Origin of the sequence: Sulfurovum sp., from assembly GCF_015493435.1 — a bacterium.
Lineage (GTDB): Bacteria > Campylobacterota > Campylobacteria > Campylobacterales > Sulfurovaceae > Sulfurovum.
On sequence record NZ_WGDD01000047.1, the window covers coordinates 18860 to 39855 of the forward strand.

A 20996-nucleotide genomic window follows, 5' to 3' on the forward strand; every position below is an offset into this window, starting at 1 on the left:
TTATATAATCAATTCAAATATTTTATCCAAATTATCCTAAGACTCAAGGAAATAGTGGTTTTTAGCAGCGAAGAGTGTCCAGAGAAAAAACTTAAGTATCCTTGTTCATTTCATTTTCATCTACGGCAAGTGCCTCACCGAAACCAAGGGCATTTTTGACCTTTGCCTCGATCTCTGCTCTAAGCTCCGGGTTCTCTTTCAGTGTCAGTTTGGCATTTTCTTTCCCCTGTCCGAGCTTTTCGGCTCCGTAAGAGAACCATGCACCGGATTTGTCAACAATATCCATCTTGATACCATAATCGATCAGTTCACCGATATAGGAGATCCCTTCTCCAAACATAATATCAAACTCTGCCTGTCTAAACGGAGGCGCAACTTTGTTTTTCACAACCTTGGCTTTGACACGGTTACCTATGCTAGACTCTCCCTGCTTTAGTGTGGCAATACGTCTTACATCAATTCTTACAGAACAGTAAAACTTCAATGCATTACCGCCAGTAGTTGTCTCTGGAGAGCCGTATCCCATCGTCCCAATCTTCATACGAATTTGGTTAATGAAAATCACCGTCGTATTTGTCTTGTGTAGGATAGCTGTGAGTTTACGGAGTGCCTGTGACATAAGTCTGGCTTGAAGCCCAACATGTGTATCTCCCATATCACCTTCTATCTCTGTTTTAGGTGTCAATGCAGCAACGGAATCCACAACTATCAGGTCAACAGCTCCTGAACGCGCCAATGTTTCAAGCACATCAAGTGCCTGCTCACCGAAGTCTGGCTGAGATACCAACAGATTATCTGTATCAACACCTAAGTTCTTAGCATAAACCACATCAAGCGCATGCTCTGCATCTATAAAAGCACACACCATCTCTTTTTTCTGAGCAGAAGCGATGGTTTGTAGCGCCAAAGTTGTCTTACCAGACGACTCTGGTCCATAAATCTCAATAATACGCCCTTGAGGAATACCGCCAATCCCTAAAGCCATATCTAGCCCGAGTGAACCTGTAGAGATAGATTCTATCGGTTCAAATGCTTTATCTCCGAGACGCATCAGTGTCCCTTTTCCAAAAGTCTTGTCTATCTGTTTGATCGCCATATCCAAAGCTTTCTGTTTTTGTGCATCCATTGCCATTGTCATATCCTTTTTCCTTTATCTGTTGAATTCTAACACCATTTTAATAGCTTTTTGATAGAGGAGTTAAAAATATGTCATATTGTCATATTTTTAATCCAATTTCTTTTTGTGTACCCTTATGTTAAAATACGACAACATTAAACAAAGTGAGTTTTCATGCCCCATACCATTCAATTAGCCCATTCCCCGGATGCCGATGATATCTTTATGTACTATGCCATCAAATTTGGCTGGGTCGATACCAAAGGATATACATTTGAAAATATCGGACTGGATATTGAGACACTCAATATCGAAGCTATGAAGGGCACTTATGATGTAAGTGCCATCAGTTTCGGGATGTATCCGCTCATTAAAGAGGAGTATGCCCTGCTTCGTACTGCTGTCAGTTTTGGAGAAGGATACGGCCCAAAACTCATTCGACGTCAAGACAAACAACTGAAACGTAATTTCAAAGTAGCACTTTCCGGAAAATATACGACCAATGCTATGTTATTCCGTATCTATTATCCTGAAGCCAGACCTGTTTATATGGATTTTCTTGAGATAGAAGAGGCTGTTGTCTCTGGTGAAGTAGATGCTGGAGTACTCATCCACGAGTCTATTTTAGACTTTGATGAGAGCCTGGAAGTAGAAAAAGAAATTTGGGACATCTGGGTAGAACTTGCAGGAGAGGGACTACCGCTGCCTCTTGGAGGTATGGCCATACGTAGAAGTCTGCCCCTTAACCGTGCGATAGATGTAGAAAACATTCTTATCGATGGAGTGAAAGTAGCCAATGAGAAAAAAGATGAACTCTGTACTAAACTGGAAGCAGACAATCTGGTCCGTATTTCCGATAAGATGCTGACAAAATACCTGGATATGTATGCATCGGATGAATCGGTAGAGCTTTCCGCACTGCAGCTTAAAGCACTTGACCGACTTTATCAGCTTGGATTTGAACATGGTCTTTGGGAATGCCCCGTCAAAACAGAGGACTACCTGATACCAAAAGAGTACAGCGAACTTCGGGAACAATAATGAATACCGACTACTGTACCCTCAATATTCAACCTCCTGTCTTCTGTCAACAAGAGGGGAATCTTCTTGTTTTTTAAAACCATAGACTTCTCCAGATACTCCAGTATAAAGATCGGCCAACCCACAGAAGTACTGATGATCGAAAAAGAAGACATTCTCCCCTCTGACCGCTATCTGATAGGCGGAGCCAACAACGTGCTCGTTTCCCCCGCCCCGCCACCTCTGATGATGCTTTCAAAAGATTTTGCCTATATGAAACAGACTGAAGACGGTATGCTGGAGATCGGTGCAGCAATGCCTACCGGGCGCATCGTTTCCTATGCCAGAAAACATGATCTTTCAGGTTTTGAATTTTGTGCAAAACTTCCCGGAACACTAGGCGGTATGCTCGCCATGAATGCAGGCGTAAAAACCTATGAAATCTTTAACATCCTGCAGTCTGTTGAAATAGACAGGAACTGGATACCAAAAGAAAATATTCCCTACGGCTATCGCTATGCCAGACTCAACGGTACGGCAACGGCTGCCAGGTTCCCGGCCAAAGCAGGATTTAACAGGGAGCTCCTGGATACCCTGCTTGCCATGCGGAATAATCAGCCGCATCATCCCAGTGCCGGATCAGCATTTAAAAACCCGCCCGATGACTATGCAGGAAGACTGATCGAGGCGGCCGGTCTGAAAGGGCTAAAAAAAGGTGCTATGCAGTGGAGTAATCTCCATGCCAATTTTCTGATAAACCTGGGAGGGGGGAGTTACGAAGATGCCAGATATTTAATCGATCTGGCAAAAGAGAAAGTATTTGAAACTTTTGGTATTACCCTTCAGGAAGAAATAAAGATCCTTTAAAAAAGCTTTATTTCGCAATACACCGTACACATCTTATATAGTTCGACTGGCTTGGTTTACGAGGATACCGATACGCATCTGAAGTGTATACCACATTATATTTATTCTCTACGGTAGGTGTAGAACTCCAGAAGTCATCTCCTCTGAAATACCTGAAGACCTGCCCCGGTTTTTTGTGTACATGTACCAATTCGTCTGATGTCGGAAGTCTCCAGTCATTATAGCCTGCATAATCAAGTCGTTTACAGTAATCCACTGCATGCTTCAATCCGCCTGCCTTGCCGTAAGAACGATTTCTTTTATAGGCACCGTCTTCTTTGTCTGTATATTTTTGGTCCTGCCACATTAACTGTGCATCATGCTCAATATAGGTTTCATCCGGTGAACAGTTCGATACAGGCTCAGAAATGGGTGCAACCTGCGAAATATTTCCCCCTGCGAGCAATAGGCCAAATGACATAGCCATCCCCCACATAATCAGCACACTCTTCATCTTTTCTCCTTTAAAGTCCAATATTATTCAATATGATAATATAACCTTTATCAAATTCAGCTAAAAGTACCGAGATTAGTTAAAATTATGCATGAATATCGATTTTTACCCCATTTTGAACCGCTCTCCAGAGTGCAGTCATGGCCTTATTGGAAACAGCCATACATCCTTCTGTCCAGTCATGGGCAAGCGTATATCGGTCCGCATGCCCGTCGGCATTCCATTTTGGCTGTCCGTGTATAGTAATATAGCCTCCTGTTTTGACACCCTTGGCTTTTGCTCTTGCTTTGTCGGCAGCATTTGGATAGGAGATCATTAAAGATCTGTAGAGTCTGGGATCACATTTTTTGCGGACTATGCAATAACTTCCTTCCGGTGTTCGATAATCACCTGCCTGTATTTTATTTCCTTTGTCTCCGTTTTTTCCTAAAGAAATTCTAAATTCATATATTTTTTTCCCGTTTCGGTAGGCATAAAGCTTTCTTTTTTTCTTGTACACGACAATTTTATCGATCTTTTGCGAATGATCTATCTCTGTACCTCGGGAAAGCTGTTGTCTGCATTCCTGTGTCGGATAAGGGGTATTGTCTACTTTCCCGTATGCTCGAGGCTCTCCGCATCCACTCATTAAAAAAGCAGCTGAAATACCTGCCAGACCCAATAGTATTTTTATCTTCATATCATCCCCAGTCTTCATTTTTATGTTTTGATTTATGCTTTTCTTTTTTATAGGAAGCACCGTTTTTCAGTTTTTGAAGGCGGTTCAGATTACTCATTTCCGCCTCTCGAATATCGTCAAAAACCTTAGCATCAAACCCGTTATCGCAACAGGTCTGCTGATAAAGTTTTTCTATATATGTTTTGAGATGCTGATGATACTTGGAATCGAGCTGCATGTCACTTTTTTCATCCAATTTCTTTTTCAGCTGTTTAAATTTAATGAGAAAATCCCCCGCACACATATTTTCATTGCGAAACATACGAAAAAGATTCTTACTGATCTTTTCGAGTTCAACGATATATTTCTGACGATTGAATTTGTCTACCTGCTTTTGCGTATATGCCACTTTTATTCGGACCTTCTTATTTTATTGTCACGGGTACACCTTCTCGTACCGCATACCACAGTTTCTTCATTGAACTGTTTGTCACAGCCACACATCCATGTGTCCAATTTCTGGACAGGGTATACTTGTCCCCCTTGCCATCTGCATTCCATTTAGGCTGCGCGTGTATAGTAATATCACCTCCGGGATTTAGCCCTTTTGCTTTAGCCCTTGCTTTATCTTCTGCTCTGGGATAGGAGATACACAAGGAACGGTAGTATTTCGGAGAGCATAATTTTCTGTGAATAAAAAACTCACCTTCCGGGGTACGGTAATCCCCTTTTTCCTGTTTTTGCCCTTGAGGATTTTTTCCCAGAGAAATAGGAAATGTTCCTTTGACTTTTCCATCTTTGTAAAGGTACATCTTTCGCTCCTTTTTAATTACTACGATCCTGTCAACAGCATCTGCCTCAGAATAATCCTCCGCGGTAAGAAGCTCTTTTTTGCATTCCGCAAGATTATAGCGGTCCTTGGGCCCTCCGGGTGTGCATCCGGACAAAAACATTAAAAACGGTATTACGATAAAAAAATAGGGTTTTATATACATAAAGATAATTGTAACAAAAATACAAAGAAATACAAAGAAGAAAAACGCAAAAGCGTTGAAGAAAAATCATAGGAAAAGGCCAAAGCCGGAGAAAAAAGGCTTTGGTTTGGAAGAATTATGCGTTCGCAGCAGCTTTTGCGGCTTCAAGTGCTTCTTCATAGTTAGGCTCTTCTGTGATTTCAGGCACAGTTTGCTTGTACGTTACTTTCCCGTCTTTCCCGATCACAAAAATCACTCTAGCAAGCACACCGGCCAAAGGACCGTCTGCCAAAAGTACTCCGTAAGCATTACCGAAATCTTTGTTTCTGAAATCTGAACATACTTTAATGTTTTCAATCCCCGCTGCGCCACACCATCTCGCCGCTGCAAAAGGAAGGTCCATAGATACTGTCATTACTTCTACACCGTCAAGTCCGGCTGCTTCAGAATTGAATCTTCTTGTTTCTGCATCACATACACCTGTATCAAGTGAAGGAACCGCTACTACAAGTTGAACTTTACCTTCTCCACCTACTTGCTCATCCTGGAGCATTGGGTTACAGTTTACTACTGTTACTACCGGTGCCGTATCACCTACATTGATTTCATTACCTGCGAGATTACATACGATGTCGTTTTTAAATGTTACTGTTGCCATTTAATATCCTTTTATTTAAGTTTGATAAACGTATTATGACTTAATTAGGATAAATTTAGTCTTAATTAAGATTTTCCCCGAGGAATGGCCTTCCCCTCTTATCACCAAAGAAGGGAAGCATCTATCGCCACAGCAGAGTCTAAACATAAAAATGTATCATATGGTAACATATTTAAAAAGATTTCTTTTCTATCCCGGCTTTCATTCCTTACTGTCGGAAAAGCAGCTTTATGCCTGGATATCAGCGACCGCCTTCACCCATTTCTCCATAGCGGCATTGGCATCTGGGTTTGGGGCCTCCATAAAATTGATCATGAAAGTATCCCCCATATCTGCAATACCTATGGAGCGGGGTCTCACAGCCATCACTTCCGGCTTTGGCAGTACCTTCCCGAAACAGCAAATGAGGTTTTTTGCACCCCTGATATTTGCAGCGATCTCACCGACCTCCAGGCTTGATGTATGTGCGTAATGATCAAAAACCCCTATGTATACAGCAATGGGATGCATCTCGATCTGTGACTTGATATATGCAATGATCTCATCTATACTTTGGCAGCGTGTCTCTTCTTTTGCAATTTCTATGCTAAATACCGGGTATTTTTCCATCACCGTAATTTGCTTCATCTGTTTTTCCTTGTATGACATTTATAATTGATTTTGATAGAACAGGCCTCATAGTCTGCGAATTACATACCCGGTATGCGCGGTATTTTTCCCAGTTTGGAGTTACGGCAGTACCAGCCCCATCCTTTTTTCATCCAATGCCCTACCAGAGGCATAGGAATCATCTTTGCACTTTTACTGTCACGATAGACAAATGCTGCACCGTTTCCTGTATCCATGACACACAAGATGTTGAGATGCTCCACATAACTTTTTTTTGAATCAATACGCTGCATATGCTGAAAAATATTGTAAGCCGTATTGCGCGCCATTACTTCGGCAACATGCCCCTGTTTCGCTCTCCACTCCGGTCCCAGAAGAGCACTGCTGTCACCAATGGCATACATGCCCTCGAATCCTTCCACTTCATTGTATTCATTCGTCACTACAAAACCGGCATCGCTCAAAGGCAAACCTGACTCCGCAATCACACTGTGGCCTGTTCCCGCAGAAATAAACATAGTAAGATCTGATTCCAGCTTGGTTCCATCTTCAAACAAAATTCCGTCTGCTTCAAAAGCGCTGATCTTGACACCCACTTTTTTACTGATATTTGTCATAGAGAACATTTTATCCATCATTTCCAGTGCCTTGTCTCCCATTTTCTGTCCCGGTTTCTCCATAGGCGCAAAAAATGTCAACTCAAATCTTTCCCGTAAGCCTTTTTTCTTCAGAAAGTCATGTGTATTGAAAAGAACCTCAAAAGCCGGACCGCCACGTACGGCAGAACTGTCTTTCGGGTTCCCGCCAAATCCCATGGCTATCTTTCCGCTTCCTTTTTCTACCAGGGCATCCAGTTTTTCATATAGTGCCGTTGCTTCTTCAGGCTTTCCGCAGATGGAAAGAGAATGCTCTCCCATACCCTTGAGTTTGATCTTTTCCTGTCCCAGCGCTACGACAATATATTCATATTCATCAAGCACTCGGCCGCTTTCCAGAGTAACCCGCTTTTCTTTTGCATCCAGTGCCATGACCGAATCGACAATCAGCTGGAAACCGTGTGCAAATGCCAGTTCATTCAAAGGGATGGAAACATCTTCCATTGTGGCATCACCTGTAGGTATCCAGATGGACGTCGGATAGATATAAAAAAAATCCCTGTCACTTACAAGTGTGACTTCAACTTCCTGTTTTCTCAAATAGATAGCGGCCTCTACACCCGCAAATCCACCACCGAGCACCAATACTTTTTTCATTGTTATTCTCCTACCACTACGTTAGATCATCAAGCCCTTTGGGGCCACATCACTGCTGACTCTTTTTTGCTTTTTCAATTAAGTCTGCACGAGGATAGACAAAGACGGTATGTCGTATCACTGATATATTCTTTTTATCATCAGCAGCGAATGCTCTGATCGTAACAGGAATCGGAACATCTTTTCTTACATTGTCCGCCAGTTTGTATTTGGTTCTGAGTACTACAACTTTTTTACGTTTTTGCTCCGCAGCAAGACGGAATGGTGCTTTCGGTCTTATGATTTGCAGTTTATTCTTCAAGTCACCCATGATTTCAAAATAATACTTATGCGGTTTGCTGTCTGTGTTGGCAAACAAGAAGACATAGTCATTCTCCACTTCTCCGTTCTTGAGTATTTTGTAAAGTCTGGTTGTTTTATTTACATTGAGCAGCATATTCTCTTTTTCGCTTCCCATGGTAAAAAGTGCTACAAGGACCAGAACCAATACTGTAAAATACGCAATTACTTTCGGTCTGAAATAATTTGTTTTCCCCTTCTGATAGATCGTTTCATTTTCACTTGACCACTTGACCAGAGAAGGTTTGCCGAGAGCACCCATCACTGTCGTACAGGCATCTACACATTCCAGACAGTTGATACATTCAAGCTGCAAACCTTTACGAATGTCAATATGGGTGGGACAGACCGTCACACAGCTTTCACATGTGGTACATTCAGCATATGGTTCATCGGCAAGCAGATCTTTTGTTTTACTGTATTTTTTATGCCGTTCATTTCCGTGACCTTCATAAATATCACCGCCACGATGAGGATCATAAATCGCCATGATCGTATCATCATCATAGAGTACTGACTGCACACGGCTGTAAGGACAGATATAAACACAGAAATTTTCTTTAATAAATACTACATCCACAATAATAAATAAAGCAATCCCCACAAGCATTCCGATCAGGAGAGTATGGTCTGCCGGATGCTGTAGGTACTTGAAGAAATCTTCCGGAGGAACAAAATACCAGAGAAAATCAGCAGCAGCAATGAATGCCAATACAGACCATATCAGGATCGCAATTACTTTTTTGACCTGGTTTTCAGGCTTGCTCATATCAGGATCTTTCTGTTTATTCTTGATACGCTTTCTCAGCCCAAGAAGCTTTGTTTCTATAAAATCCCGGTAGATCACACGGAAGACTGTTTGGGGACATGCCCATCCGCACCATGCCCTTCCTCCGACTGCGGTCACCGCAAAAATACCCAAAAAAAGCAACATAAGCAGAAACGGCATGAGGTAAAGCTGCTGCATATCATATGCTACGCCGGCCAACTGCAGTTTTTTATGGTCAAAACTCAACAGAAACAAATGATTCCCATGAATGGTGATCCACGGCATAACCAAAGCAATAATGGTTACCACTGCATAGACCCAGTAACGTTTGATACGATACGGCACCCAGCCCTTCAAATATTCTTTTGCCTGATTTTTCTTCGGCTTCTTTTTAACTTCTTCCACATTTTGTGCTACAGCTTCCATTATGATATCCTTTCTAATTGTTGTTCTTTCTGTGTTTCACTCTCTTCGTCAAAGGGACAGATCAATACAGTATTATCCACACCGGGAACCTCTTTGAGAGGACTTATTTCCATCCATGACCCCTCCACCAATTCTCTGATACCTCTTGACTCAATATAATCCTTCAAAGAACTTCGGCTTACCCCCAGTTCTCTGGCGATGGCACTCACATTCATTCCTTCTCTGAGCAAAGAAACAATTTGTGCCTGATAGACATCGAATTTTGATGAGGAACGACTCCCTTTGGGGCGTCCTATCTGGTTCGATCTGGCTTTTTGCGCTTCACGTAGATCGTTCAGCAGAGGAAAGACTTTGACTATCGGTGTCTCCTTCGTAACATGTATCTGCAAACTGGAAATATAAAGTTTAATATTCCGGCTCAACATACAGTTAAAAAGTTTGATCATTTCTTCTGCTTTATCACTGAGCACAGACAGAGTATCTACTACCAGTATATCTCCGTCAGCCAAAGAATGAAGAAATTCTTCAAACTGCTTGCGCTCTTCGATAGAATGATTCTTTGTAGAGTACTCTATCACCTCTTTGTCTATCGATATACCCTGAGTCAATGAAAATGAGAGAATATTACGCTGTTGGTCTGACAAATTTGTATTGTCAGGCATCTGTCTTAAATATGCATACGTCATACTGCTCCTTTATCATTACAAAGTATTTTAACACAGTTGGTGATAAAAGTCAATATATTTTTATATATTTTCGTCATTTAATTGTTTTTATCGTCATTATTTCTATATTTACGTCAAACTTTCTTTTTTACAGCTTGTATTTACATGATAGAAGCGTAGCTGTGATAAAATAATAAAAAACTTGAAGGACGCTTTGTGAACCTTACACATTTGGATGAACAGAACAAACCGAAAATGGTAGATGTATCAGAAAAAGGAAACACTGCCCGTACGGCAACAGCCAGCGGACTCATCGAAGTAGGCCAGGATGCATTTGATGCCGTCATCGCCAATACCGCAAAAAAAGGACCTGTCCTACAAACTGCTGTTATCGCCGCAATACAGGGAACCAAACAAACCAGTACCCTTATACCGATGTGTCATCCCCTGATGCTTACTTCCGTTAAAACAGATATTGAAGAACTTCCTGCACTTCCCGGTTTCAAGCTGACGGTCACAGCAAAACTTATCGGTCAGACGGGGGTAGAGATGGAAGCATTGACTGGTGTAAGCGTAGGACTGCTGACCATTTATGATATGCTTAAAGCCATTGACAAAGGCATGGTCATACGAAACGTACAGCTTGAACATAAAAGCGGTGGAAAATCCGGTGATTTTTCAAGAGAGGGTAACTAAAGTTGCATATAAATTTTATGTAATGTTCTATAATGATTTCATTAAAAACAAAGGAGAGAATATGCTCTTAGACGACAAAACCCAAGACAAACCAAAAATTGAATATCCTGCAAACTGGGGATTCAAACTCATAGGCAGAAACAAAGAAGCATTGCATGCCTGTATCAAAGAGGTAATGGGAGACAAAGAACATCTCTGTTCTCTTGGTAATGCCTCCAAAACAGGAAAGTTCCATAGTTACAATGCCAGCTGTATTGTCGACGACCAGGAAGAACGGGACAGACTTTTCAAATGTTTCCAGGATCATGATGACGTGGAAATGGTGATCTGATCATTACACTTTATTTTTTATTTGGTGCAGCATTCTGTCTGCACTCAGACTCACCAGCATAGAAATGATCACATAAGCCAAAAAGAAGTAGAGTCCGACTTCTACTTCGGCACGGCTGACATTCCCTTTGTTCACAGTAAGATACACAAGAAATGTTGCAACAACAAATACATCAACCATAGACCATTTTCCTATCATTTTAAAAAATTTGACAATACCGTGTGCGAAACGTGTATTCTCAAAAAGAGCCACAAAAAGCATGGAGAATGTTTTAATGAACGGGATCAGTACAGAAAACAGGAGAATAACCCAGCCGACCACTGCATCTCCGTTCCTAAAAAGTTTGCCGATGGAACCTATCACTCCTTTGGATTCGAAAGAGAGTACCACATCACCCAAATATTCCACCTCCTTGTGAATGGTCACCATCATAATAGGAGATACAAGTCCAAAAATAAGCATTATCAATGCCCCGGCTGCTCCAAAAAACGTAAAAGCTCGCAACGAGATAAAGAAATAGCTCAAAAGTATACCTGCAAGCGGCAGTATTGCATACAGTGCATACTTCCTGCTTTGTAATTGATGTATCTTTTGGGTTTTTTCAAGTGTTTTCACTATCTCTTTTTTTCTGTTTTTATAGAAGCCCATGGAGAGAGTCTCAGCCAACTCTTTAAGTTGAAACTTTGCCAATTTTTTGGCACTCATTTCATCGATCAGCTGTTTCGTTGTCCGTTCATAGTCCTTGGCTTCGCTGTACGCTTTGGTAGCAAAAAACAGCATAAGCGCAAGAAGCAGGGTTAACACAGCATATACTATATATTTCATTCTTTTTTTACCTTAAAATAGATCAGCAGTGTTTTCTGGAAAAAATTGTCATTGTCATCGCTGATCATAACATACCGGTGTTCACCCACACGGGAAAGCCCTTCAAAATTATCAATATCCCACCCTTGATGGGAATTCATCTTTGCCAAGACTTTCGTTTTGCACAAACCTTTTGTACATTCATCAAGATACACTTTTTTCAGAGTCACAACAAAAGGGTTCATATACCCTGTAAAAGAGCGCTCAATTACCAATATATTACCGTCATCCATTACTTCTATCGCCGAAACAGCACTCTTGCCTTCAGGCTCTGCAAGGAAATGCCATTCTTTTCCCTGAAGAGCATAGATCGTTTGACGTTTTTTGTTATCTTTTTTGAGTGGAAACTCTGCAGCCGTCAGTATCCCGTACTGGGGATGCCAGGCCAATGCTTCAAGCCCCTTGTTCTTGCTGCGGAAATTTTTAACATTTCGTAATTTCTTCGGCAGCCGGTATTTCTTTATCAGGCGGCCATAGTAGTCAGAATTTTTATGAAACCAGCCGATACGGGGTTTTTCTTCAAATGAAATCAGTAGACGCCCTTTACCGTCCAGTGTCATTCCTTCGCTGTCCCTGCGCCACTTCTTAAATTTTTTACCCTGCTTCTTAAGCAGCCTTCCTGCTTTTAGAGGATCTAAATGAACGATCTTGTCCGTAAACACTGCATTAAATTCAAACAGCTTTCCTTCATCACTTACCATAAAAAGAGAATGTGTTTTCCCCTCATAAGCAAGATCCGAAATTTCAGAAAACTTGATATCATCTATCCTGCTGAAAGAAAGCTGTTTTTGATCAAGTATCTCAATCCCCAGGCTTTTACTGTCCAGCCCCTGGGGTATAATATCGGCAGGGAAACTCCCTGCACAGGAAATCTTCAAAAACAACAACAAAAAAAATAAAGACCGCACTATCGGCTTTCCTTCCGAGGGGAAAAATACACCATCACAACAATCCATGCCACAGCAAGATCAATGACCACATCCGCATAATTGAAAACAGCAAAATGAAACCCGCAGTGCCATGCAATATAATCAACGACACCTGCATGTGCGAAACGATCATACAGGTTTCCCAAGGCTCCGCCGACCAGCAGACCAATGGGCAAAGCATATCTTCTGATATAGCCCCGTGAAAGTACATAATAGAGTATCCCTCCGATCAATGCAGCCTGTAGCCATTTCAGGTATGGGCCGAGAAAGGAGAACATTGAAAATGCCACTCCTTTATTGAAGTGCAGCACAAGGTCTATACAGTTTCCCGCATAGGAATACCCATCAAGGAAAAGGACTTTGATACTTTGGTCTATTATAAATGTACCCGCTGCAACAAAAAGAAAGGCATAAAACGGACGCATCAATTCAAAGCTTTCTTAAAGAATGCTTCACACTCTTCCATCATCGCTTCAAGTGCTTTTTTTTCTTTCCCTTCAAGCAAAAGCCGAATCTTGTTCTCTGTACCGGAATATCGGAAAAGGTGACGCATACCCGCATCTTCCACACGGGACATGAAGCTATCAAGTCCTTCTATCTCATCAAACGGCTTCTTGTGTTCTACCGGCAGATTAACCAATATTTGCGGATAGGATTCATACGGATCAAATGCTTCACTGGCCCGTTTTTGTGTAGTAACAAGATATGCCAGCGCCTGAAGCGCGCTGGAAATACCGTCACCCGTCTTGGCATAATCAGAAAAGATAATATGCCCGCTTTGCTCTCCTCCAAAATTGATCCCTTTTTGTTGCATTACCTCCACAACATGTTTGTCTCCCACTGCCGAACGGTACAGGGCAATCTGCTCCTTTGCCAAATACTCTTCAAGCCCCTGGTTGCTCATTACTGTCGCTACTATTCCGTCGCCTTTAAGTGTCCCCTGGTGTTTCAAATGGACCGCAAGTACCGCCATGAGTTTGTCACCGTCAACCGTTTCTCCCTTTTCATCCACTATCACCAGCCTGTCTGCATCGCCGTCAAGCGCAATACCGATATCTGCCCGTTTGTCCAATACCACTTTTGCAAGACTTTCCGGATGCATGGCACCGCACCCTTCATTAATGTTAAACCCGTCCGGCTTGTCCCCAATCACAAACACTTCCGCACCAAGTTCCTGTAGAATCGTGGGCCCGACAATATAGCCCGCACCATTGGCACAGTCAATCACTACGCGTTTTCCCGCAAGCGTCAAAGGTTTGGGAAAAGAGTTTTTTATATGTACAATATAGCGACCAATCACGTCATCGATCCTCTTTGATTTTCCGATCGCTTTTCCTACAGCCTGTGCCTCTTCCAGTACTTCTTCATCTGCATAGATCGTTTCGATTCTTTCTTCTTCTGTCCGATTGAGTTTATTTCCCTCACTGTCAAAAAACTTGATCCCGTTGTCATAATAGGGATTATGGCTTGCCGAGATCATGATCCCCGCATCACAACGCATATTTTCTGTCAAAAAAGCAATCGCAGGTGTCGGCATAGGTCCTATTTGGATCACATCAAAACCAACAGCGGTCAAGCCGGATACCAGTGCATTTTCTATCATATATCCGCTTCGTCGGGTATCTTTTCCTACCAGTATTCTATTGGTTTTGGCAAACTGTTTAAAGTAAATACCCGTTGCCATGGCCAAACGCATTGTATTGAATGCACTGACTTTCTTGCCTGCTTCCCCTCTGACACCGTCTGTTCCGAAAAGTCTCAAATCTTGTCCTTCATAAAAGTTCTCTTTAAAAGACTAATTTTACATGAAATAGATTAATCTAACACCATCCTGGCAGGTTTTATCCCCTGAAATCCGTATCTTTAATAAAACTTTAATCTTATTTTCGATATTATTCGCGCACTAATTTCACCCAAAAGCATTCTGTAGTCACCTGCAGTAGAGGGTATTACATTTATAAAAGGAACATTTGATGGCACATCACAAATCAGCAAAAAAAAGAATTTTGCAAACGGCTAAAAGAACTGAAAGAAACAGATATTACAGAACAAGAATCAAAAATATCACTAAAGCTGTCCATGAAGCAGTGGATGCTGCTGACATGACTGCGGCACAAGAGGCTTTCAAGGTAGCCAACAAGCAGATACACTCACTTGTAAGCAAAGGTTTTATTAAAAAAACAACTGCTGCAAGAAAAGTAAGCCGTCTGCATAAAATGGTAAACAAAATAGAAGCTGCTTAGTCAGTTTCCTGCTAACAGGCTTACGACAACTATGCCTATGCGGCTTTGCCGCATCTTATAAACTCCTTACAATCCAACATAAAGAACTGCCATGTTCAAAGAAAAACTTCAACCATTTATAGACAGATACGATGAAATAAGCAAACTTTTGAGTTCACCTGATATTGCCAGTGATATCAGCCGCATGACTGAACTGAGCAAGGAACAGTCAGGCCTGGGAAAACTTGTAGAAAAAGCCCGCCTTTATATAGAAACTTCTGATGCCATCCTGGAGAACAAAGAACTTCTCGGTGATGCCGAACTCGGAGACCTTGCCAAAGAAGAACTGTCAGAACTTGAACCTATGCTGCCCAAACTTGAAGAAGAGATCAAAATCCTGATGATTCCCCGGGACAAAAATGATGATAAAAATATCTTTCTTGAGCTTCGGGCAGGTGCAGGCGGCGATGAAAGTGCACTTTTTGTTGCTGATGTCTTTAAAATGTACTCCCGGTATGCAGAACAGGTGGGATGGAAAGTAGAAATCGTCAGTACCAATGACGGAACAGCAGGTGGTTACAAAGAACTGATTGCACAGATCAAAGGCGAAGGAGTCTATTCCCAGCTAAAATATGAAGCAGGCACACACCGGGTCCAGAGAGTACCCGATACGGAGACACAAGGACGGGTACATACCTCGGCCATTACTGTAGCCGTTATTCCTGAGGTCGATGATGTGGAAGTAGATATGAAACCCAATGAGATCAGAATGGATGTTTTCCGTGCCAGTGGATGCGGAGGACAGTGTGTCAATACAACAGATTCCGCCGTAAGACTTACACACCTCCCGACAGGCATTGTCGTTTCCATCCAGGATGAAAAATCTCAACACAAAAACCGCGACAAGGCTATGAAAGTACTCAAAGCAAGAGTGTATGAAGCAGAACTTCAAAAACAATTGGATGAAACAGCAGGCCAGAGGAAACTTCAGGTAGGTTCAGGGGACCGTTCAGAGAAAATACGTACCTACAACTACCCTCAAAACAGACTGACCGATCACCGTATCGGACTGACACTTTATGCACTTGATGACGTTATGAACAATGGAAACTTGAAACTCGTCATTGATCCCCTGATCGCACATGCCCAGACAGAAGCGATCCAGGAAGCGGGTTTATAGAAGGATCATAAGTGTTCAAACAAATTGCAGACGAAAACCCTATTGCGGAAGTCATTCTCTCAGCATTTGATGCCAAGCTTCCCGTCAGTGGTGCCTGGGGATACAAACAGACTGAAGCAACCATCATAAACGGCTATGACAACACATCTCCCGTACAGCTTGAACATATGCTTGCTTCTATGCGTACTTTTCTTGAAATGAATATGATGCTTCCCGAAGAAGAACGCTACGGCAGTATCAACCTAAATGAGACATCACGGGAACACATAGAGGACAGGGGAAAACACTACGACAAAGTACTATATGAAATAACCGCAATAAATGAAAAAATCTATGCTGGCTTCATCAAGGAATACAAAGAAGGCTATGGTAAAGATTCATTTGATATGGAAGATCATTTCAAAAGAAGAAAAGCCGCTACACTTACAAGAATTGTTGAATATTGGTTTGATACGACTAAGATAGTTTAAATACTCCGCAAAGAACTTAAATCATCCCATCTACCGGAATCAAATCCGGTAGCAGAAACCTGTATGAGGACTTATTTGATCTTCTTGCTTTCTGTTACAGTTTTACCGGAGAGATCTCTCCAGGTGATATCAAGTTTTTCACCTTTTTTACCACCCTTGAACTTAAATTTGAATTGCGGATTCTTTGACCAGAACTGACTTGTGGAAACATCATAAACAATCTTGTCTCCCACTTTAGCCGTAATGTGCGTGATAAAATTCGCTTCTTTTCCTTTTTTCTTTGCCTGATCATATGTAAGCATATCGTGTTTTGCCAACACTTTAACATTTACAACATCACCTTTGAGTTTCGCTTTGATTTTCATATTATGAGCCATTATTATTCCTTTATCTTTCTGTTATATTTTTGCATTAATGCGAAGATTAACCTTCACATCCGCCTTTTGCAACCTGAAGTGACATTGTACCTTTATAGAACTTGCCGTCTTTGCCTTCACCAATAACAGTAACCACGCCGTTACCGCCATTTGCATCTGTTGCTTTCAATTTGATTTTCAGGAAATAATCCACGATACCATCTTCTGGGACATTAAATACCGCAACTGCACTCTCCGGATCCATATTCTGGAATACCGCTACAGTTTTCAGAGGAAGATCTGATTTGATAGATACAGGTACTGCACCCCCATTACTAGCAACTTTCGGTGCTTTTACCTTAATGCCTTTGTCTTCCGGTTTAATATCCCCGAAAAGTGCTTTAACTGCAGCGTCTACTGTCTTTGCCTTCCATGCATCAGGCTTCGTAGCTCTAAAGTCGATCGAAGCGATCGCACTCAATGTCGCAGGTATTGCAGCCATTGCCAATATACCCAATCCTAAAAATTTTCTTCTGTTCATGCTGTTTCCTTAATATAGATTTACTATGAAGCAAAAGGTTTTTACGCCTTTTGCCATTATATTACAAATTTATTGTGAAGTAAATGTGAAGCTTACTTACTTGCACCGACCATATAGTTTATGACTTCTTTGATCTTGTCATCCGGAAGCGATGTACCGCCTTTTGGAGGCATACCGTTAATACCGTGTATCGCATTGTTGTACACTTTGTCAATACCTTTTTTGAGTACTGCTGCCCATGCTTTCTTGTTGCCTACTTCCGGTGCACCCATCGCATCAGTACCATGACAGACTGCACATGACGCTTCATAGGTTTTTTTACCTGGAACTTCAGACCCTGCTTTTTTTGCAGGAAGATCTTTTTTCTCCGAAATAGGAGGCTGATAATCACTAATACCAGATCCGCTGATTCTCGCAAGTACCGGCTTCCCGTCAAAACAGTTCTTCATACATCTCGTACCATTGCCGTAGTTCTTAAAGTCATTGAAATATTTTCTTGCATTTTCAACACCTTTGGGACCATCGATTTTAGGTACAAAACCATCTTTATTCGGCATGACAAGCTTCAGGAATTTTTCACGGTTAAGGTCATAATCATCATCAAGCTCTTCACCATCAATTTTCAGTTCATTGATAGAAATAATGTACGCAACAAGTGCATAGACTTCATTCGTGGTCAACGACATTGGTGCAGGATGAGGCATACCTGTCTTGATGTACCACCACAAAGTACTTGCCCGAGGCCAGTAGGTACCAAATACTCTGATCGGTCCATCATCGTTCCCGTCAACTCTCTGGTTTGTCAAAGATTTCTGACCTTCATAAGCATTCCCTTTCTGAAGAGCAGGATAGCCTGAACCGCCAGTACCGAAGTCAAAGTGACATGCAGCACACTTATCTTCATAAAGTGAATCACCCTCTTCTACAGTACCGTGTCCTTCTGGCAGCCCTGTACCGTCAGGCATCACATCTATATTCCATGCTGCTATTTCATCTGCAGTCGGAACTCTTCCTTTGGAAAATTTTGTCTTATGTGCTTTTTCATTAATAAAATAAGACGATGTTTTCCCATTTTTGACAGGGTACGTATCTCCTCCGTCAATAACTTTTTTACCATTTGCATAAGTACGTGATCCGCCTGTGTCTCCTGCTATCGCTGATGTTGCAACTGCGGCTACAACTGCCGCTGATAAAAATAATTTATGATAAGACTTGAACATTGTTCACCTCCCCTTTCGCTGTTACTTCCCAAGTGAAGATACCGTTTCTGTGATAAACAGATTCGACACCCATAACCTCTCTTTCATGTTTAACCGTCGGCTGAACATGCCCTGCATCATCTCTTGCACGACTGGAAAGAAGTAGCGGCTTGCCTTCATATTTGTACATAAAGCTGAAACGAGTCCATGCTTTAGGCAATACAAGACCTTTAAGGCTTGTTTCAACCCAGTTCTTACCGCCGTCAAACGAAATATCAACACCTTCAATCGTACCCATTCCAGACCAGGCAAGACCTTCTATTTCAACCATGTCGCCTTTTTTAAGATCTGTCCATGGCTTGTCTGGGCATGGACTCGTAATCACGGAATTTACCTCATTTGCATAAAAATGCTGGATAGCTTTACCGGATTTTTTCAATGCCGTATATTTTGCCGTTTCTTCTTTTGCATAGAATGGTTCTGAAGCAAATTCAAGACGTCCAAGCCATTTGACACAAAGGTTACCTTCCCAGCCTGGGACAAGCAGTCTGATCGGATATCCCTGCTCCGGTCTAAGTGCTTCTCCGTTCTGTCCCCAGACGATCATTGCATCATCAAGTACTTTGTCGATGGGTACAGTTCTTCCCATATGAGAGTTGTCAACTCCCTCTGCCAGCATCCAAAGTGCCTCTTTTTTCAGACCAAGGTCCTTAAGGATATCTTTAATATATACACCTGTCCATTGTGCACATGACATCATCCCTTTTGCAAATTGAATAGATGGGAACTGAGGACCTCTCCACTCCGGACCGCCGTTTGCAGGACATTCAATAAAGTGGATTCTGCTTACGTTAGGATAACGCTTCAGTTCATCCATAGTAAGCACAAGAGGTTTCTCGACCAATCCGTGTATCATCAGACGATGCTCATTGGGATCAATCTCGGCAACACCGCCATGATCCCGGTTGAAGAATAGACCATTAGGTGTAATAATACCCATTGAATCCTGGATAGGACACATCGCGATCGAAGCATAATAGTTACCGGAAGAAAGAAGTTTCGTATATCTTCGTGTCACATTATGCTCATATGGCGATGGTTGTCCATACAGATTGTGGGTTACAGGATAGCCGAATGTTGTACCCCATTTTTTCTCTTCGAGAATTGCAGGATCACCTTTCTTGCCTTTGTGCTCTTCTGCATCTACCTTTACTGGTGCCATAACACTCGCTGCTGCCAATGCACTTACCGAATAAGCTGCTGTTTTTCTAAAGAAGTCTCTTCTGCTCGGCTCAATGGCCGTTTCAGATGTAACATTGACCTCTGAAGAAGCTTTGGTTATCTTATTCATCATTCCTCCTTATTTTTAGTTAATAATACTCTTTTTAAAATATAGCAGAGTCACTATTGCTTTTGATTGTATTAGAAAATAAATTAAAATGTCAAGCACTCAGATCAATATTTGAACAATTGCTTCAATATTCGCAAAATATATACAAATTATTATCTTGCACAATATTTAATCAAAAAAATATGTGATTTTAATCAAAATAATAGATATACACAATACATCAAAAACCGCAACAGTATAGTATAAAATAATTACTCAAGTGTTACCCATATCTCTGATGTAGTGTTAACAAACATCTAATTCTTTTATGCTAAAATGTATAGTATTAATCAATGAGGAATCTTATCTATGAAACACGTAGGCGAAGTCTTATCTCTCACCATTTCAACCACTGAAACACGATCTCCTATGGAGAAACATACAATATTTGTAGATACGAAAGGTATTGTAGGAGACAAACACTATAATAAAGATCCAGAACGTTCGATTTTACTTACTTCTATAGACAGCTATCTCCTTGCAAAAAACCATAGCATACAAATACCTGACCATGCACTTGGAGAGAACCTTCTCATTGATTACAACCCTTATAAACTTTCTCCAGGTACACGATTGCAGATTGGCAGTGCAATATTGGAAATCAGCCAACCCTGTACCCTTTGCAAACATTTGAGCTGTATAGACAGTAAACTTCCTAAACTTCTCAAACATGATCGTGGTATCTTCGCAAAAGTTATCCAAACGGGGGAGATAAAAACTGGAGACAGTATAGCGCTGTAAGCATTTACACAAATAAATCATAATCATACAAATATAGCCGTCTTTATAAAAGCATTGTAAAGATATATCAAAGTCCCACCCAATATGCCGCTAAGATGTAAGCACCTCGAGATTTGCACATAATGAAAAATAAAGCGCAGAAAAATAGCCTGATAAAAAGAAAAATGACTAAGAGTAAAAGGATTGGAGGTTATAAACTCAAAGTGGCAGCGACCTACATTCCCACAGA

Annotated in this window: 26 protein-coding genes; 8 read left to right on the forward strand and 18 right to left on the reverse strand. The window is 41.5% G+C overall.

Annotated features, from left to right (window positions below; translation table 11 throughout):
- Nucleotides 1-91 precede the first annotated feature (91 nt).
- Nucleotides 92-1132 (reverse strand): recombinase RecA, encoded by a 1041-nt coding sequence (recA, locus tag F8L24_RS07940; protein WP_294954280.1) that lies wholly within the window; start codon nucleotides 1130-1132, stop codon nucleotides 92-94.
- Nucleotides 1133-1291: 159 nt separating this feature from the next.
- Here recA and F8L24_RS07945 point away from each other — a divergent pair, with 159 nt between their 5' ends.
- Nucleotides 1292-2158, forward strand: a complete 867-nt coding sequence (locus F8L24_RS07945) for an MqnA/MqnD/SBP family protein (protein ID WP_294954219.1) — start codon at nucleotides 1292-1294, stop codon at nucleotides 2156-2158.
- A 66-nt stretch (nucleotides 2159-2224) separates the two neighbouring features.
- Nucleotides 2225-3004 carry a UDP-N-acetylmuramate dehydrogenase gene (locus F8L24_RS07950; protein ID WP_294954222.1) on the forward strand — a complete coding sequence of 260 codons (780 nt, stop codon included), beginning with the start codon at nucleotides 2225-2227 and terminating at the stop codon, nucleotides 3002-3004.
- Between the two features lie 7 nt (nucleotides 3005-3011).
- On the opposite strand, the gene F8L24_RS07955 is transcribed toward F8L24_RS07950, so the two are convergent.
- The 9 genes from F8L24_RS07955 to F8L24_RS07995 all read right to left on the reverse strand — a co-directional run bounded on the left by F8L24_RS07955 (nucleotide 3012) and on the right by F8L24_RS07995 (nucleotide 9869).
- Nucleotides 3012-3497, reverse strand: coding sequence for a DUF1566 domain-containing protein (locus tag F8L24_RS07955; protein ID WP_294954224.1), 486 nt, complete (start codon nucleotides 3495-3497; stop codon nucleotides 3012-3014).
- An 85-nt stretch (nucleotides 3498-3582) separates the two neighbouring features.
- Nucleotides 3583-4176, reverse strand: coding sequence for a L,D-transpeptidase family protein (locus tag F8L24_RS07960; RefSeq protein WP_294954227.1), 594 nt, complete (start codon nucleotides 4174-4176; stop codon nucleotides 3583-3585).
- 1 nt (nucleotide 4177) lies between these two features.
- A complete protein-coding gene (locus F8L24_RS07965) occupies nucleotides 4178-4564 on the reverse strand; it encodes a hypothetical protein (protein ID WP_294954230.1) in 387 nt (128 codons plus the stop codon).
- Nucleotides 4565-4580: 16 nt separating this feature from the next.
- The gene (locus F8L24_RS07970) at nucleotides 4581-5150 is read right to left on the reverse strand and encodes a L,D-transpeptidase (RefSeq protein WP_365937982.1); all 570 of its coding nucleotides are present in this window, start codon (nucleotides 5148-5150) and stop codon (nucleotides 4581-4583) included.
- A gap of 115 nt (nucleotides 5151-5265) precedes the next feature.
- Entirely contained in the window at nucleotides 5266-5787 is a 522-nt protein-coding gene (gene tpx / locus F8L24_RS07975) for a thiol peroxidase (protein ID WP_294954233.1), read from the reverse strand.
- Nucleotides 5788-6015: 228 nt separating this feature from the next.
- Entirely contained in the window at nucleotides 6016-6414 is a 399-nt protein-coding gene (locus F8L24_RS07980) for a DUF6858 family protein (protein WP_294954236.1), read from the reverse strand.
- Nucleotides 6415-6476: 62 nt separating this feature from the next.
- Nucleotides 6477-7649, reverse strand: a complete 1173-nt coding sequence (locus F8L24_RS07985; RefSeq protein WP_294954239.1) for an FAD-dependent oxidoreductase — start codon at nucleotides 7647-7649, stop codon at nucleotides 6477-6479.
- A gap of 49 nt (nucleotides 7650-7698) precedes the next feature.
- Nucleotides 7699-9183 (reverse strand): cytochrome c oxidase accessory protein CcoG, encoded by a 1485-nt coding sequence (gene ccoG, locus F8L24_RS07990; RefSeq protein ID WP_294954242.1) that lies wholly within the window; start codon nucleotides 9181-9183, stop codon nucleotides 7699-7701.
- Entirely contained in the window at nucleotides 9183-9869 is a 687-nt protein-coding gene (locus F8L24_RS07995; protein ID WP_294954244.1) for a recombinase family protein, read from the reverse strand. The genes ccoG and F8L24_RS07995 overlap by 1 nt, the downstream gene beginning before the upstream one ends.
- 195 nt (nucleotides 9870-10064) lie before the next feature.
- On the opposite strand from F8L24_RS07995, the gene moaC reads away from it, so the two are divergent.
- Both moaC and F8L24_RS08005 read left to right on the forward strand, forming a co-directional pair.
- Entirely contained in the window at nucleotides 10065-10544 is a 480-nt protein-coding gene (moaC, locus tag F8L24_RS08000) for a cyclic pyranopterin monophosphate synthase MoaC (protein ID WP_294954246.1), read from the forward strand.
- A 61-nt stretch (nucleotides 10545-10605) separates the two neighbouring features.
- On the forward strand, nucleotides 10606-10875 hold the full coding sequence (locus tag F8L24_RS08005; RefSeq protein WP_294954248.1) for a DUF493 domain-containing protein: 270 nt from the start codon (nucleotides 10606-10608) through the stop codon (nucleotides 10873-10875).
- Nucleotides 10876-10878: 3 nt separating this feature from the next.
- Here the strand turns inward: F8L24_RS08005 and F8L24_RS08010 are convergent, their stop codons facing one another.
- From F8L24_RS08010 to glmM, 4 genes are read right to left on the reverse strand one after another with little or no spacing between them, the layout of a single operon-like run.
- Nucleotides 10879-11700 carry a paraquat-inducible protein A gene (locus tag F8L24_RS08010; protein WP_294954251.1) on the reverse strand — a complete coding sequence of 274 codons (822 nt, stop codon included), beginning with the start codon at nucleotides 11698-11700 and terminating at the stop codon, nucleotides 10879-10881.
- Nucleotides 11697-12647, reverse strand: a complete 951-nt coding sequence (locus tag F8L24_RS08015) for an esterase-like activity of phytase family protein (protein ID WP_294954254.1) — start codon at nucleotides 12645-12647, stop codon at nucleotides 11697-11699. The genes F8L24_RS08010 and F8L24_RS08015 overlap by 4 nt, the downstream gene beginning before the upstream one ends.
- On the reverse strand, nucleotides 12647-13093 hold the full coding sequence (lspA, locus tag F8L24_RS08020) for a signal peptidase II (protein WP_294954287.1): 447 nt from the start codon (nucleotides 13091-13093) through the stop codon (nucleotides 12647-12649). Before lspA ends, F8L24_RS08015 begins: the two co-directional genes overlap by 1 nt.
- Nucleotides 13093-14430, reverse strand: a complete 1338-nt coding sequence (glmM, locus tag F8L24_RS08025; protein WP_294954257.1) for a phosphoglucosamine mutase — start codon at nucleotides 14428-14430, stop codon at nucleotides 13093-13095. The genes lspA and glmM overlap by 1 nt, the downstream gene beginning before the upstream one ends.
- Before the next feature lie 211 nt (nucleotides 14431-14641).
- Here glmM and rpsT point away from each other — a divergent pair, with 211 nt between their 5' ends.
- From rpsT to F8L24_RS08040, 3 genes are all read left to right on the forward strand, one after another.
- A complete protein-coding gene (gene rpsT / locus F8L24_RS08030; RefSeq protein ID WP_294954260.1) occupies nucleotides 14642-14911 on the forward strand; it encodes a 30S ribosomal protein S20 in 270 nt (89 codons plus the stop codon).
- A 91-nt stretch (nucleotides 14912-15002) separates the two neighbouring features.
- Nucleotides 15003-16070: a peptide chain release factor 1 gene (prfA, locus tag F8L24_RS08035; protein WP_294954262.1), complete on the forward strand. Its 1068-nt coding sequence runs from the start codon at nucleotides 15003-15005 to the stop codon at nucleotides 16068-16070.
- Nucleotides 16071-16081: 11 nt separating this feature from the next.
- Nucleotides 16082-16540 carry a hypothetical protein gene (locus tag F8L24_RS08040; protein WP_294954265.1) on the forward strand — a complete coding sequence of 153 codons (459 nt, stop codon included), beginning with the start codon at nucleotides 16082-16084 and terminating at the stop codon, nucleotides 16538-16540.
- Nucleotides 16541-16611: 71 nt separating this feature from the next.
- Here F8L24_RS08040 and soxZ read toward each other — a convergent pair whose 3' ends face one another.
- From soxZ to soxC, 4 genes are all read right to left on the reverse strand, one after another.
- The gene (soxZ, locus tag F8L24_RS08045) at nucleotides 16612-16917 is read right to left on the reverse strand and encodes a thiosulfate oxidation carrier complex protein SoxZ (RefSeq protein WP_294954267.1); all 306 of its coding nucleotides are present in this window, start codon (nucleotides 16915-16917) and stop codon (nucleotides 16612-16614) included.
- A gap of 46 nt (nucleotides 16918-16963) precedes the next feature.
- Nucleotides 16964-17437 carry a thiosulfate oxidation carrier protein SoxY gene (locus F8L24_RS08050; protein ID WP_294954270.1) on the reverse strand — a complete coding sequence of 158 codons (474 nt, stop codon included), beginning with the start codon at nucleotides 17435-17437 and terminating at the stop codon, nucleotides 16964-16966.
- Nucleotides 17438-17529: 92 nt separating this feature from the next.
- Nucleotides 17530-18657 (reverse strand): c-type cytochrome, encoded by a 1128-nt coding sequence (locus F8L24_RS08055; protein WP_294954272.1) that lies wholly within the window; start codon nucleotides 18655-18657, stop codon nucleotides 17530-17532.
- Nucleotides 18638-19987, reverse strand: a complete 1350-nt coding sequence (soxC, locus tag F8L24_RS08060; protein WP_294954274.1) for a sulfite dehydrogenase — start codon at nucleotides 19985-19987, stop codon at nucleotides 18638-18640. The genes F8L24_RS08055 and soxC overlap by 20 nt, the downstream gene beginning before the upstream one ends.
- Nucleotides 19988-20335: 348 nt before the next feature.
- Between soxC and F8L24_RS08065 the strand changes: the two genes are divergently transcribed.
- Nucleotides 20336-20767, forward strand: a complete 432-nt coding sequence (locus F8L24_RS08065; protein WP_294954277.1) for an MOSC domain-containing protein — start codon at nucleotides 20336-20338, stop codon at nucleotides 20765-20767.
- Nucleotides 20768-20996: the final 229 nt, after the last annotated feature.